Source organism: Sutcliffiella rhizosphaerae (genome assembly GCF_917563925.1).
GTDB classification, from domain to species: domain Bacteria; phylum Bacillota; class Bacilli; order Bacillales; family Bacillaceae_I; genus Sutcliffiella_A; species Sutcliffiella_A rhizosphaerae.
Map to the genome: position 1 here is coordinate 1 of NZ_CAKJTJ010000011.1, position 13,303 is coordinate 13,303.

Annotated in this window: 15 protein-coding genes; 12 read left to right on the forward strand and 3 right to left on the reverse strand. The window is 35.8% G+C overall.

Annotated elements, in window-relative coordinates; translation table 11 throughout:
* From LRP81_RS11205 to LRP81_RS11215, 3 genes are all read right to left on the reverse strand, one after another.
* On the reverse strand, positions 1–222 hold a 222-nt coding region (locus LRP81_RS11205), incomplete at its 3' end, for a hypothetical protein (RefSeq protein WP_230501368.1).
* 248 nt (positions 223–470) lie between these two features.
* On the reverse strand, positions 471–941 hold the full coding sequence (locus tag LRP81_RS11210) for a GyrI-like domain-containing protein (RefSeq protein WP_230501369.1): 471 nt from the start codon (positions 939–941) through the stop codon (positions 471–473).
* A gap of 86 nt (positions 942–1,027) precedes the next feature.
* Entirely contained in the window at positions 1,028–1,339 is a 312-nt protein-coding gene (locus LRP81_RS11215) for a hypothetical protein (protein WP_230501370.1), read from the reverse strand.
* A gap of 220 nt (positions 1,340–1,559) precedes the next feature.
* On the opposite strand from LRP81_RS11215, the gene LRP81_RS11220 reads away from it, so the two are divergent.
* From LRP81_RS11220 to LRP81_RS11275, 12 genes are all read left to right on the forward strand, one after another.
* Positions 1,560–2,252, forward strand: coding sequence for a response regulator transcription factor (locus tag LRP81_RS11220; protein ID WP_230501371.1), 693 nt, complete (start codon positions 1,560–1,562; stop codon positions 2,250–2,252).
* Positions 2,230–4,470, forward strand: coding sequence for a sensor histidine kinase (locus tag LRP81_RS11225; protein WP_230501372.1), 2,241 nt, complete (start codon positions 2,230–2,232; stop codon positions 4,468–4,470). The genes LRP81_RS11220 and LRP81_RS11225 overlap by 23 nt, the downstream gene beginning before the upstream one ends.
* 2 nt (positions 4,471–4,472) lie before the next feature.
* Positions 4,473–4,982 (forward strand): RNA polymerase sigma factor, encoded by a 510-nt coding sequence (locus LRP81_RS11230; RefSeq protein ID WP_230501373.1) that lies wholly within the window; start codon positions 4,473–4,475, stop codon positions 4,980–4,982.
* A 302-nt stretch (positions 4,983–5,284) separates the two neighbouring features.
* Positions 5,285–6,076, forward strand: coding sequence for a transporter substrate-binding domain-containing protein (locus LRP81_RS11235; protein ID WP_230501374.1), 792 nt, complete (start codon positions 5,285–5,287; stop codon positions 6,074–6,076).
* Between the two features lie 80 nt (positions 6,077–6,156).
* Complete coding sequence (locus tag LRP81_RS11240; RefSeq protein ID WP_317987066.1) at positions 6,157–6,825, forward strand: amino acid ABC transporter permease; 669 nt, start codon at positions 6,157–6,159, stop codon at positions 6,823–6,825.
* Complete coding sequence (locus tag LRP81_RS11245; RefSeq protein WP_230501375.1) at positions 6,818–7,540, forward strand: amino acid ABC transporter ATP-binding protein; 723 nt, start codon at positions 6,818–6,820, stop codon at positions 7,538–7,540. The genes LRP81_RS11240 and LRP81_RS11245 overlap by 8 nt, the downstream gene beginning before the upstream one ends.
* A 177-nt stretch (positions 7,541–7,717) precedes the next feature.
* A complete protein-coding gene (gene pepF, locus LRP81_RS11250) occupies positions 7,718–9,589 on the forward strand; it encodes an oligoendopeptidase F (RefSeq protein ID WP_230501376.1) in 1,872 nt (623 codons plus the stop codon).
* Between the two features lie 116 nt (positions 9,590–9,705).
* Entirely contained in the window at positions 9,706–10,671 is a 966-nt protein-coding gene (locus LRP81_RS11255; protein WP_230501377.1) for an aromatic acid exporter family protein, read from the forward strand.
* Between the two features lie 57 nt (positions 10,672–10,728).
* On the forward strand, positions 10,729–11,235 hold the full coding sequence (locus tag LRP81_RS11260; RefSeq protein WP_230501378.1) for a L,D-transpeptidase: 507 nt from the start codon (positions 10,729–10,731) through the stop codon (positions 11,233–11,235).
* 152 nt (positions 11,236–11,387) lie between these two features.
* Positions 11,388–11,915: a GNAT family N-acetyltransferase gene (locus LRP81_RS11265; protein WP_263458237.1), complete on the forward strand. Its 528-nt coding sequence runs from the start codon at positions 11,388–11,390 to the stop codon at positions 11,913–11,915.
* On the forward strand, positions 11,909–12,757 hold the full coding sequence (locus LRP81_RS11270) for a hypothetical protein (RefSeq protein WP_230501379.1): 849 nt from the start codon (positions 11,909–11,911) through the stop codon (positions 12,755–12,757). The genes LRP81_RS11265 and LRP81_RS11270 overlap by 7 nt, the downstream gene beginning before the upstream one ends.
* Positions 12,758–13,300 carry a hypothetical protein gene (locus LRP81_RS11275; RefSeq protein WP_230501380.1) on the forward strand — a complete coding sequence of 181 codons (543 nt, stop codon included), beginning with the start codon at positions 12,758–12,760 and terminating at the stop codon, positions 13,298–13,300.
* The last annotated feature ends 3 nt before the right edge of the window (positions 13,301–13,303 follow it).

A 13,303-nucleotide genomic window follows, 5' to 3' on the forward strand; every position in this document is an offset into this window, starting at 1 on the left:
TTGTAGTTTTCCGGGCATATAAAACCCAATTAAGTGCCCGGATATGTCAATTTGCAGTTTTCCGGGCATATAAAACCCAATTAAGTGCCCGGATATGTCAATTTGCAGTTTTCCGGGCATAAAAAACCCGATTAAGTGCCCGGATATGTCAATTTGCAGTTTTCCGGGCATATAAAAGCCAATTAAGTGCCCGGATATGTTAATTTGCAGTTTTCCGGGCATAAAAACCCCAATTAAGTGCCCGGATTTATCAATTTACAGGTTTCCGGGCATTTACGAGTATCAATTGAGGTTTATCAAAATTTCACACACATTCATAAATAATAGGAAGACAAAAGTTCAACTGCTAGAAAAAATGTCTTTATTACCTATTAAGTAGGGGAGTAATAGGTATCACCAAAGCTACAACGCTTTATCTCCCCTTTCAATGATTATCTATCTAATTCTGGCACTTCTTTGACAGGATTTCGTTATGATTTAACAGGAATATAAATATCGATTTCTGTTTCTGCATCATCAAGCGATGAAATATCGTGCCAATATTCTATATCAAATGGTCTCAAGGAATATTCATTGATCGATTCATATGTGTCGCCAATTTTAGATTCTGGTCCCTTATGAATAAAATGTGTATAAAATCCAGCTGGTATCGTGTATTGCACCATATCATTTGGAATGTCAGATAATGAATCAACTTCAAATGCAACGATGTTTTCAAAAGGGGTATCATGAGTCCATTCACCATCATCAGAGTACAACTGAACTAAATATATGCCATTAGTTTTTCTCCCATTTATTTCAGATTTTCTTTTGAATAATGATTCTCTTAAATTTTTCACGATATCGTGATTTAATATGTTGTTTAAACTTTCAGTGACAGAAAAACCTACAATCTTAATTTCTTCTCTTTCAAGTTTTTCAATTACCGGATTGATGGTCATTACTCCCAGCTCCTTCATTTTTATTTTTACCACTAAATATAGATGCCTAAAGGGTTAATAACCTTACATTTTCACCTTGAAAAATTCTAATCATTTCTAACGATAAAATAATTTTCCTCTAAGACCTCGCTTTTTTCTTCTACTAAAAGCTTAGTAAAGGTTTTGTATAATTCGTTAATCTCTTGGTTTTCATTAATTAATACAATCTTTTTGTTATATTCCTCCTCACTTGCATACTTTGTCATTTCCATCCACTTTGTTGGTTCCTCTTTGCATTGTAAATAGGTAGTTTCCGAATCAATGTACTTCCTATAAATGGCAGCTGCTTCTTTTTGTAGAGTTAAGTAAGCTTCGGTATTATCTGATTTGATGTGGTAACAATAAATTTTCACAAACATTCTCATACCTCCATATGAAAGTTTTCTATATGTAATTAATAGCATAAATTACCATTTTTTACATCTTATTATTTATTTCAGGTATGTTTTTCCACTTCATAGAGATATATAATAAATGGGAAACTTAAGAAATTCTTAAGAAAAATAATCAATGAACTTTAAGATTTACTATATATGATGAATACCATAGAGAGCATGGTAAGTGGGAGAAGGGTGAGAAATGGAGAAATACACCATACTAGTCGTAGATGATGAGAAGGAAATACGGGATGCGATTGAAATCTATTTAAAAAATGAAGGTGTTAGAGTTTTAAAGGCGCAAGATGGAATTGAGGCACTAGAATTATTGCATGAGAATGACATACATCTAATTTTGCTAGATGTTATGATGCCTCGTTTAGATGGAATATCTGCAACCTATAGAATTAGGGAAGAAAAAAACATCCCAATTATCATTTTAAGTGCTAAGAGCGAAGACACTGACAAAATTTTAGGCTTACAAGTTGGAGCGGATGATTATGTGACTAAGCCTTTCAATCCTATGGAATTGGTGGCTAGGGTAAAATCACAGCTGCGCAGATATGTAAGACTAGGAACATATGAAGGAGTTAGTAAAGTAATTAATTTGAATGGACTCACATTGAACAAAGAGTCAAAAGAAGTAGCTGTGCAAGGTGAGTTAGTAAAATTAACTCCTTTAGAGTATAAGATAGTCGATCTTTTAATGAGTCATGCAGGTAGAGTTTTTTCAATCAATGACATTTATGAACGAGTATGGAAAGAACCAAGCTACAATGCGGAAAACACAGTGGCTGTACATATTAGAAAAATAAGGGAAAAAATAGAGATTGATCCGAAAAATCCAAGATATCTTAAGGTGGTATGGGGAATTGGGTACAAAATGGAGAAATAGATTAGTCGCATTCATAATGGCGATAATCTTTACCTTTTCAATAAGTGGAATAATAAATTTTACTATTTCAGATAACAGATTTTTAACAGAAAGTTATTTTGATTCGAATGATTTTCAAGAAGAACTATACAGATTTTCCAATTATTTAGCCATAACGGAGCTGAATCCATTAACAAAGGAAAAAGTGATAGCAGAAATTGAAGTTACCAACGATGAAATTAGGGAGCATCGCTATCGATATGGTTATTTAGATGAACAGCTTGATAATATTATGGCTCAATATGAAGAAAGAATTATGTTGGCCGAAGGGGATGAAGCGACAGAAAATGGTGATGCCTTGATTAAAGAACGGGATGACAAGCTGAATGATATTAGAAAAAACTTTGAGAGTGATGACCACATTGCAAATAAAATTAAGAAAGAAAAAGAAAGAGAAGTAGAACAATATTTTTCAACGAATGAAAATTTTAAGCCTTACCTCTCCCGATTTAACGATGAGTTTATTTATTACTTTTCTGATGACCAAAAATTTTATAGCAATGTTGAAATACGCAACACCCAATTTGGTAAAGAATACTTTTCTGATGATGGTATTGTGCTTTATGCTGATAACGTTCAAATAGATGGCAGAGATTTTTTTAACGAACATAATCCGCCCTATGAAGACTGGTTATATCGAGCAATAGTAAAAGCTAAAGGTGAATTTAGTGGACAAATCGGAGTCCCAACAGATCTTGCATATAATAGTGAGATTTTAAAAGCAAAAAGACAATATGATGAGGATCGTCAGTGGTTTTGGGGTCTAGGAATTAGTTCTAGTGTTTTGCTCATTCTATGGTCATTTTCAATGATTAAAATGGTTAGCCTTCCAAATTCGGAAGGAAGATTTCAAGCGTTTTCTAGGAAAACGACAATAGACATAAGATTAGCTGTTTTTCTTCTATTATTCTTTTTTACAATACTAGGATACTCGATAATCCATGATAGTATCTATCTAGCATTTAGAGAACAAAACCATATGTTTATGACAGATTTAATCCTGTCCATTATTATAACTAGCATTCTAACTCTATTCTTGTATGAATTAGTACGCCATCATATATTGGAGCTGCAGCAAGAAGAAGAAAATCCTTGGAAAAAAAGTCTGTTATGGAAGTTTGGTTCTGCTATCCCTAAAAATATTCAAATGTTTTCTCATAGTTTAAAGGCTGCATTCTTAAACAAGTCTGTTGGGTTTCAGACAATTACTTTACTGTCAGTTGTATTTGCATTAGGCGTAGCAGGCATTATCATGTTTATTAATCCATTTTTCTTTATTGTATATATGTTTTTGTTACTTTTCATAGGATTACCTTTCTTTCGTATTCTATTAAAACAAATTGGCAATTTAAATAAAATTTCAATAAAAATAGAAGAAATGGCTGCAGGCAAGCTAGGGGGCAATCTTGAGATTAAAGGAATATCTGTGCTTGCTAAAATGGCAGCAAACGTAAATCAATTAAAGCAAGAGGTAAGGGTTTCTCAAAGTGAGCAGGCGAAAAGTGAACGTTTAAAAACCGAACTAATTACAAACGTTAGCCATGATCTTCGGACTCCACTTACTTCTATTATTACTTATACAGAGCTGTTGAAAAAGAACAACTTATCCCATGAGGATCAGACTGCATACTTGGAGATTATTGATAGAAAATCACAGCGTCTCAAAAGTTTGATTGATGATCTCTTTGAAGTATCTAAAATGGCAAGTGGGAATATTGAAATAATGAAGGAAAGAGTGGATATTAATCAGCTTCTGCAACAGGCATTAGCGGAATATGGAGATACTTTGCAAAATTCGAACTTACACTTCCGTGTTAGCACACCGGATACAGCAACTTATGCGATGGTAGATGGGCAAAAAATCTGGCGAGTATTTGATAACCTCATTGGAAACATTTTGAAATACTCTTTAGAGAATTCTCGTGTCTATATAATTGTAAAACAACATGAAGATAACGTATTAATTTCCTTTAAAAACGTTTCAAAGTATGAACTCAATGATCAGAGTGAAGAGCTTTATGAACGATTTAAACGTGGTGACACCTCTCGTCACACAGATGGCTCAGGTTTAGGCTTAGCAATCGCAAAATCTATCATTGATTTACATGAAGGCTCACTTGATATTGAAACAGACGGGGACTTATTCAAAGTGACTATAAAGTTAAGTGTGGTGATGTAGGGGTGGATTTCACAATCATTTATCAACGATATTATGAACGTGTATATACTGTAAGTTATTCAATAATTCGTGATCGTCAGCTAGCAGAGGATAATGTGCAAGAAACTTTTATAAAAGCATATAAAAAAATAAGTGCATTAGAATCTATTGAGAAGATAGGGGCATGGCTGTCTGTGATTGCAACCAGAACGGCAATTGACTTCTTTCGTAAAGAAAAAAAGACGAAGAGTTATCCAATGGAGATATTTATGCTAGATCAATTAGGATCAAGCTCTGACTGGTATGTGGATGAGGAAATAGAGGCTGGGCTTATGAAAGAACTCATTCAAGAATCTATGGAAATCTTTCAACCTGAAGAAAAAAAGCTGTTACTATTAAAATGGGATAAGGGTTGGAAGGAAAAAGAGATTGCTGAGGCAATGGATATGAATCCATCTACAGTCAAAACAAAAATACACCGGGCAAAGAGAAAGTTAAAAGAAAGACTTATGCAAGATTATAAGGTTGCATAATATTAAGGGGGAAAATGAGTGAAAGGAAACTTTTATATAGTTTCCTTTCACTTTTTTTAATGGGCAAAGGGGGTCATATAGTACTTTTGATCCTTCATTCAAATAATATACATATTTCAGAATAGTAAAAATAGATAAATTTTTGTTATCTTTATAAATAATGTTGCATATTTATTAACCTGTGATAAAATACATTTATGTGAATGAATATACATCTTAATTGTACTTGATTTCAAAGAAAGTTTGTCTCATAATTAGATAATATTCTAATCTTTCAGAAAATTCTTTAGGGGGAAATTATTGTGAAAAAGTGGTTTATTGTTTCATTAATTAGTATTTTAGTAGTAGGTGTCCTATCTGCATGTGGAACATCTGGTAATGACGGAGGCTCAACAGGAGGTTCTGGAGATGGAGACAAGAAAGTGCTTGTAATGGGTACTTCAGCAGATTATCCACCATTTGAGTATATTGATACGGAGGTTGGAGAAGAGATTATTGGCTTTGATGTAGACCTTGCTAAAGCAATTACATCTGAGCTTGGGTATGAATTAGAAGTTCGTGACATGGACTTTGGAAGCTTAATCACTGCTTTGAAGTCAGGAAACATTGATTTAATTTTAGCAGGTATGTCACCGACAGAAGAGCGTGCTAAACAGGTTGACTTTACGGACATTTACTATACAGCGCATCATATGATTGTTTCTTTAAAAGATAGCAATATTACAAGTGTTGATGATTTAGAAGGAAAGACAGTTGGAGCGCAAATGGGATCTATCCAATATGAAATGGCGGAAGAAATCGCTGAAGAAGTGAATATCACTATTGAAAACCGTGACCGTATTCCACAAATTATCCAAGATTTAAAAACTGGTCGTTTTGATGCAGCAATTATTGAGGATACGGTAATGAAAGGGTATATGGAGCAAGATGAAAACTTGACTGGCTTCACTTTAGACGTTGATGGAAACGGAAATTCCATTGCCCTTCCTAAAGATAGTGAATTAACAGAAGAATTTAATCGTGTCTTGAAGGAAATGGAAGAAAACGGCGAAATGGAAAAACTCATCATTAAATGGTTCGGTGGAGAAGAATAAAACACGCTTATGAGAATCAAAAGGGTGAAAATATGCCCTTTTGATTTTCTTGTTAATTTGGTAGAAAGGACTGATAGCGCTTGACGATCGATTTTCTTGATTTCAGTGCCATCTCAGGTTCCATAGATTATATCCTGGCTGGGGTTAAAGTGACATTGCAAGTCGTCTCTTTAGCCGGGATTATGGGGTTTATTATTGGAACACTGCTGGCATTATGCAAAATAGGAAGAATTAAAGTACTCGCTATTATTGCGGATATTTATACATCCATTTTTCGTGGAACACCATTAGTACTTCAATTAATGTTAATTTTCTTCGGGTTGCCACAAGCGACAGGGATTACCCTTGAACCTGTCACTGCAGCTATTCTCGCCTTTGGATTGAATTCTGGTGCATACATATCAGAGGTTATTCGCGCTGGTATTATGGCAGTGGACAAAGGGCAACGTGAAGCAGCAATGGCACTTGGAGTCCCATATCGTCAAATGATGAAAGACATCATTTTGCCACAAGCTTTAAAAAATATTTTGCCTGCACTTATGAATGAATATATTACCCTTACGAAAGAATCTGCCATTGTTACGGTAATCGGAGTAATGGATGTCATGAGACGTTCCTTCATGACAGCATCCAATACGTATGCATATTTGGAAGCATTCATTTTTGCTGGACTAGTTTATTACGTACTTGTTATGATCTTGACTTTCATTGGCAAGCTCATTGAAAGGAGAATGAGACGCAGTGATTAAAATAGAAGATTTGCATAAATCCTTTGGTAAGAATGAAGTTTTAAAAGGAATATCTACCCAAATTAAAGACGGAGAAGTGGTTGCTATTATCGGTCCTTCCGGATCAGGGAAATCCACGCTTCTTCGCTGCATGAACTTATTGGAGGAACCAACTTCTGGTCACATTTGGATCAAGGATCAAGATGTTACAAGTAAAAAGACAAACATAAATAAAGTGCGCCAAAACTTGGGAATGGTGTTCCAACACTTTCATTTATTTCCTCATAAAACCGTTTTAGAGAACTTAACGTATGCACCAGTGTCAGTAAAAGGAGTACCTAGAAAAGAGGCAGAGGAAAATGCTCATGAGCTACTGGCAAAGGTAGGGCTTGCTGAAAAAGCAAAGGAATATCCAAACCGTCTTTCTGGTGGGCAAAAGCAGCGTGTAGCTATTGCCCGAGCTCTTGCGATGGATCCGGAAGTTATGCTGTTTGATGAGCCGACTTCTGCCCTAGATCCTGAAATGGTAAAAGAAGTGCTGGAAGTAATGAAAGCCTTGGCGCAAACTGGTATGACAATGGCGATTGTGACTCATGAAATGGGCTTTGCCCGTGAAGTTGCTGACAGAGTGTTGTTTTTAGATAATGGCATGCTGGTGGAAGATGCAGCTCCAGTCGAATTCTTCACCGCTCCTAAAACAGAACGTGCAAAGGTATTTTTAGAAAAGATGCTTTAATGATTAGCGAGAATCCGTCCTTAATTGTTGGACGGATTTTTTACTTCTACCTGTTAATTGCAATGCATAACTCCCCATAGCGATACAACTTCTCCTCACATCCATGTAAACCCTGTATAGAAAAAGCTGGAAAACAAACACTAACCCTTAGTAGAAATCTAAGGGAGGTATAAATGAATGAGAGTAATGAGACGAATCGTCATAACGGTATTTAGTGTCGTGCTATGTTTGAATGCGATGACGGTCCAATCAGAAAGTCACACCTTCAAATCCAGAGCAGACATACCAGATGAATATAAATGGAACCTACAAAATCTCTATAATAATGAAAAGGAATGGAGGCAGGATGTCCAACAAGTAAAAAAAATGGCAGAGAAATTTTCGAAAAAGGAAGAAAAGCTAACGAATGATAAACAAATCCTCAAACTTCTAAAAGAATATTTCACACTGTCTCAGAAAATAGAAAAGATTTTTGTCTTTTCCCGGATTAATCTAGATGTAGACATTGGCAATACAAAAGCTCAGGCTCTTTCTGAGGAAGGCCAAAATATGATGATGTATGTCGTTGAAAGGACTGCTTGGTTTTCTAATGAAATACAGTCGATGGAAGACAACCATTGGGCAGAAGTAATGCAGAGCCAAATATTAAAGCCATACCAAAGTTTTTTAAAAGAAACATATGATGAAAAAATACATTCCTTATCTCCAGAAATGGAGAAAATGCTTATTAAAACGATGCCAATGGTCAATGCACCGAGTGAACTTTTCACGATGATGTCAAAAGACCTCGTATTGCCTAGTTTTACAATTGAAGAAAAAGAATATGAACTGACTGCTCCACTTTACACGAAGTACATGACCGGAAAAAATCGTAAAGTAAGAGAGGCAGCCTTCAAAACCTATTATGGTACTTTAGAGAAATATCAGGATTCATTTGCATCTATGCTTTCTAATGTAGTAAAAGGAAATAACTTCTTTGCAACTGCAAGACAGTATTCCTCTTCATTAGAAGCTCATTTGGAACGGAATCAGGTCGATCCAAAAGTATATGATCAATTGATTGAGACAGTAGAAGATGGTCTTCCATTACTTCACCGCTATTTAAAACTTAAAGAAAAATATATAGGTATCGATAGTATGCAAATGTACGATCTTTCCGCACCTTCTCCATATACAAAAACGGAGAGAATACCCTATGAAGAAGCAAAGGAGATAGTAGTAAAAGGACTAGCCCCAATCGGCACAAACTATGTCAAAGAACTTTCAAAAGGACTTGATTCCAAATGGGTGGATGTATACCATACTCCTGGAAAGGCAACTGGAGCATATCAGATTGGATCATTTGATTCTCACCCATATGTTTTAATGAACTATCAAGGATTACAAAATGATGTCCTGACGCTTGCCCATGAAATGGGACATGCAATGCATTCCTATTTTTCAAATAAAAACCAACCTTATCACGATGCTCGCTATGTTACTTTTACGGCTGAGGTCGCCTCTACCCTTCAGGAACATCTTCTACACAAGCAGCTTCTAAAAGAGGCAACAACAAAAGAGGAGAAGCTGCATGCCTTGTATCAATATTTGGAAGATTTCAGAGTAACACTTTTCCGCCAAACTCAATTTGCAGAATTTGAAAAAATCATTCATGAGATGGGTCAGAATGAGGAGCCTTTGCATGCGGAGGCACTTAAGAAAGTCTATTTGGACTTAAATAAAAAATATTATGGCAAGGGAATGGAAGTTAATAACGAAATTGCTATGGAATGGGCCAGAGTACCACACTTTTTTCATTCCAGTTTCTATACGTATCAGTACGCGACTAGCTTCGCCGCATCAGCAGCATTGGCAGAACAGTTAGAAGAAGACGGAATAAAAGCACAAAAAAGGATTCAATATGAGTTGTTCTCTTCTGGAGGCAGTCTTCCTCCTTTGGAAATCTTGCAACGTACTGGAGTGGACATGAGCAAAAAGCAACCGATAGTAGAATCCCTGAATCGTTATGAAGAGCTCTTAAATGAATTTGAAAAGCTCCTTAAATCGTAATGTTTAAGGGCGAAGATGCTAGGTTTTCACCGATTTCTTTTCTTTCCCATGCGTTTTTCCTGTATAGTAGTGTTATGTGATAAGTTGAACAAATGAACGTCGGGAGAGTTTGAATCATGAGGAAATTTAAGATCGGTTACCGGACGGCAAAAACCGCACTTGGTACTGGGCTCGCCATAAGTATAGCGCAAATGTTTCAATTGGATTTTTACGCTTCAGCAGGAATTATTGCGATTCTTTGTATCCAAAACACAAAAAAGAAATCATGGAAGGTTGCTACCGCCAGGTTTATTGCCTGCTCCTTGAGTCTTGTATTTGGCTATGTGTTTTTTGAACTATTAGGGTATAATCCAATCTCTATTGCCCTATTACTACTTTTTTTCATTCCTGTTACTGTAATGCTAAGAATTACAGAAGGAATTGCCTCAAGCTCGGTCATATTACTGCATGTTTATTCTGTGGAAGCTTTTTCGATTGGCCTAGTTTTAAATGAAATAAGTCTTATCTCCATAGGAATTGGAGTTGCCCTAATTTTAAACATCTATATGCCGAGTGTCGATAAAGAGTTGAAGAATTACCAGCTGAAAATAGAGGAGAACTTCCATAAGGTATTTTCAGAAATAGCTCATTTTCTTCGTCACGGTGATAATGGCTGGGACGGACGTGAGATCTCGGAAACCTATAAAATATTAATGGAAGCGAAAAGTCTCGCCTTCCGTGACGTAGAAAACCACTTTAAACGCGAAGAAAACCATTATTATTACTATTTTAAAATGCGTGAAAAACAGCTGGATGTAATGGAACGGATGTTGCCAATTGTGGCTACAATTGAAAAGGATGTAGAGCAAGCTCAAATGGTCTCTGAATTCATAGAGGATTTAGAGAATGCCATTCACCCAGGAAACACTGCATACCGATTCCTAAACAGACTCAAAGAGATGCGTGACACATTTCAAGAAATGCCACTACCTGATTCAAGAGAGGAATTTGAAACAAGAGCATCTCTTCGACACCTCTTAAAAGAATTCGAGCAATATTTAATCTTAAAAAGCGAATTTATCGGATTAAAAACTTCAAAGTAGAAGAATGGAAAAGACACCTTTTATCCAAACTAAGAAAAAAAGGCTGGTGGATGAAAGGTGTTTATATTTTCATTAATAATCGCACTTGTAACCTCCCCGTTATGGCCGCTCGGACCAAACCCGCTGCCTGGAGACCCTTATATCATCGTAAACAAAGAAACAAATCAGCTTGCTTATTTCCAGGGAGAGGAACTAAAAGAAGTACATACCGTCTCAACTGGAAAGTCCGTTGAATTAACCCCTGAAGGAGAATTCAACATCATAGTCAAAGCCATTAATCCATATTACAGAAAAAAAAACATTGCCGGTGGTGATCCCAACAATCCACTTGGCTCTCGATGGATGGGATTTGACGCTCAAGATACAGAAGGTCGAACATATGGAGTTCATGGAACAAATAGGCCTGAAACGATTGGGGGCTATGTAACATTAGGCTGTATTCGGCTGGAAAATAAAGTGGTAGAAGAGCTTTTCAATAAGGTGCCAATCGGAACAAAGATTTGGATCATAAGGTCTGGAAAATCCTTTGAGGAGTTAGGAAGAGAAAAAGGTGTTTTACAATAGGAATGGAGTTTTTTCGAGCTACTATTAATGGTAGCTCTTTTTTTGATGGGAAAATTTAGTGGAAGAAATTTAAATTACCTACCATCCTTGACTTACGATATACTTAATAAAAAGGAAAAAATGGATATTGCTAGAAAAAAGGGGTTATTAGCTTGAGTGAAAAAATAACATTGATTAAACCAACTACTGAAAGGCAACAAGATTATATGGCATTCTACGAAGAATGGATAGAAAGCGGAGAAACGATGGTTCCGTGGGTTATTACAAAAGCCCCTACTGATTTCCAAGCGATGGTAAGGGAACTACTTGATGCTGAAAGAGGCATTGGTATTCGTGAAGGCTGGGTACCGGACTCTACCTATTGGTTATTACGGGAGAATGACCAAACGATTCTTGGTGCAGTGAACATTCGCCACTCACTTACTGATTTTCTACGTAATGCCGGTGGTCATATTGGTTATGGAATTCGACCATCTGAAAGAAGAAAGGGATATGCAACAAAAATCTTGGAACTGGCCCTTCAAAAAGCAAAGGTGCTTGGTATTAAAGAAGCACTTGTAGTTTGCGATGAAGAAAACATAGCTTCTTGGAAAACAATCATAAAAAATGGAGGTAACCAAGTAGAAAATTTTGTTGAAGAAAGTGGAAACGTCGTAAAAAGGTTTTGGATTACATGCTAAAGAAAATAATGATAATAGGATTGTTTCTCGCTGCATGTAGTTGGACTGGCAATATTCTGTATTATAATAGCCAAAAGCTCGATAAACCAATAATGCTGGAGCATTATTATGAATTTGCAAAAGAGTATGACACGAACTTTAGGCTTCATTATATCACTGATTTACGTGAAACAAATGATATTGTCATGGTTGATTTTCCAGAGCTTGAGCAAAGAGGCATTTTCATCCACTTTGATCAATTTTTTGAGCAAGGAAATAAATATCGGCATCATCAAATCAAAACATTAAACTTAAATACCTGGGATAACCCATTTAAAGGGATAGATGGAGATATTGTAATAAACGAAATGAGGGCTCATTTAAGAAACGGTGAAACTATTATTTATCCGATTGGTGAAATCGTTTGGCGGGATTCTAGTGAAGTCCCATTTGAATCAACTTCAGGTGAAAGCTCTTCAGATGGTACAGGTTATGCTAGTTTTTCTGTGAAAGAAGGTAGTTTCGAAATTACTGATGTGAATATTAGGGGGGGGGATCGTCTTGGGAATTTTTTAATAAAAATAAATAACCAGCCGTATGAGGTGCGAGGTCGTTCCAATTTACAAGAACAAAAAGGAAATACAAAGCATTTTACTTCTAACCATTTGTATGTCGATTATTCTCTTACTTTTGAAGAAAGTGACCCTAACAGATGGAACTTCTACAATTTAATGCCCACAATTGTAGGAACTAAAGAAAATGGCAACGCCTTCGAACTAGATATATATGTTAGTCAATATGCTTATTTTTCAGAAGATGATTTAAAGAATTACTTGTCAGCCAAAAAGAAGGGAAAAAGATAAATGTACGATACATATAAAGGACTGACAAAAATCCTTTGGGGCTTCCTCTTTGTACTCGTTGATATAAGAATTGAATTTGTGGATATCTTTCCGGATTTTATTGGCTATGGCATGGTTGCTTACGGCTTGATGCAACTTGAATTGGATCGAGAAAGAAATTGGGCAACACTTCTAGCATTAATTTCTTTTCCTTCATTTTTTATTACTGCACCAAACTATTTAAACCTTTTATATGAAGATTACTACATTTCAACTACAATTTATTATACTGTAATCGGCGTTATTCATCTCGTACTTATCGTGTCCATTATTAATAAACTAAGTATTATTGCAGAGAAAAAAGGATTGTTTGAAATTGCAAAGCGAGCTCATACTAGAATAACAATTTATACAGTTCTTCATGTAGTTTCATTAATTGGAACTCCATTTTTAATAAATATTGGAGAAGCAATGGCTTTTACATTTACCCTTCTTTTCATCCTGCTTTTTATTTTTGAGATACTTATACTGGTGCTAATTACAAAGTTTAGAAGGTTATTGTGAGGT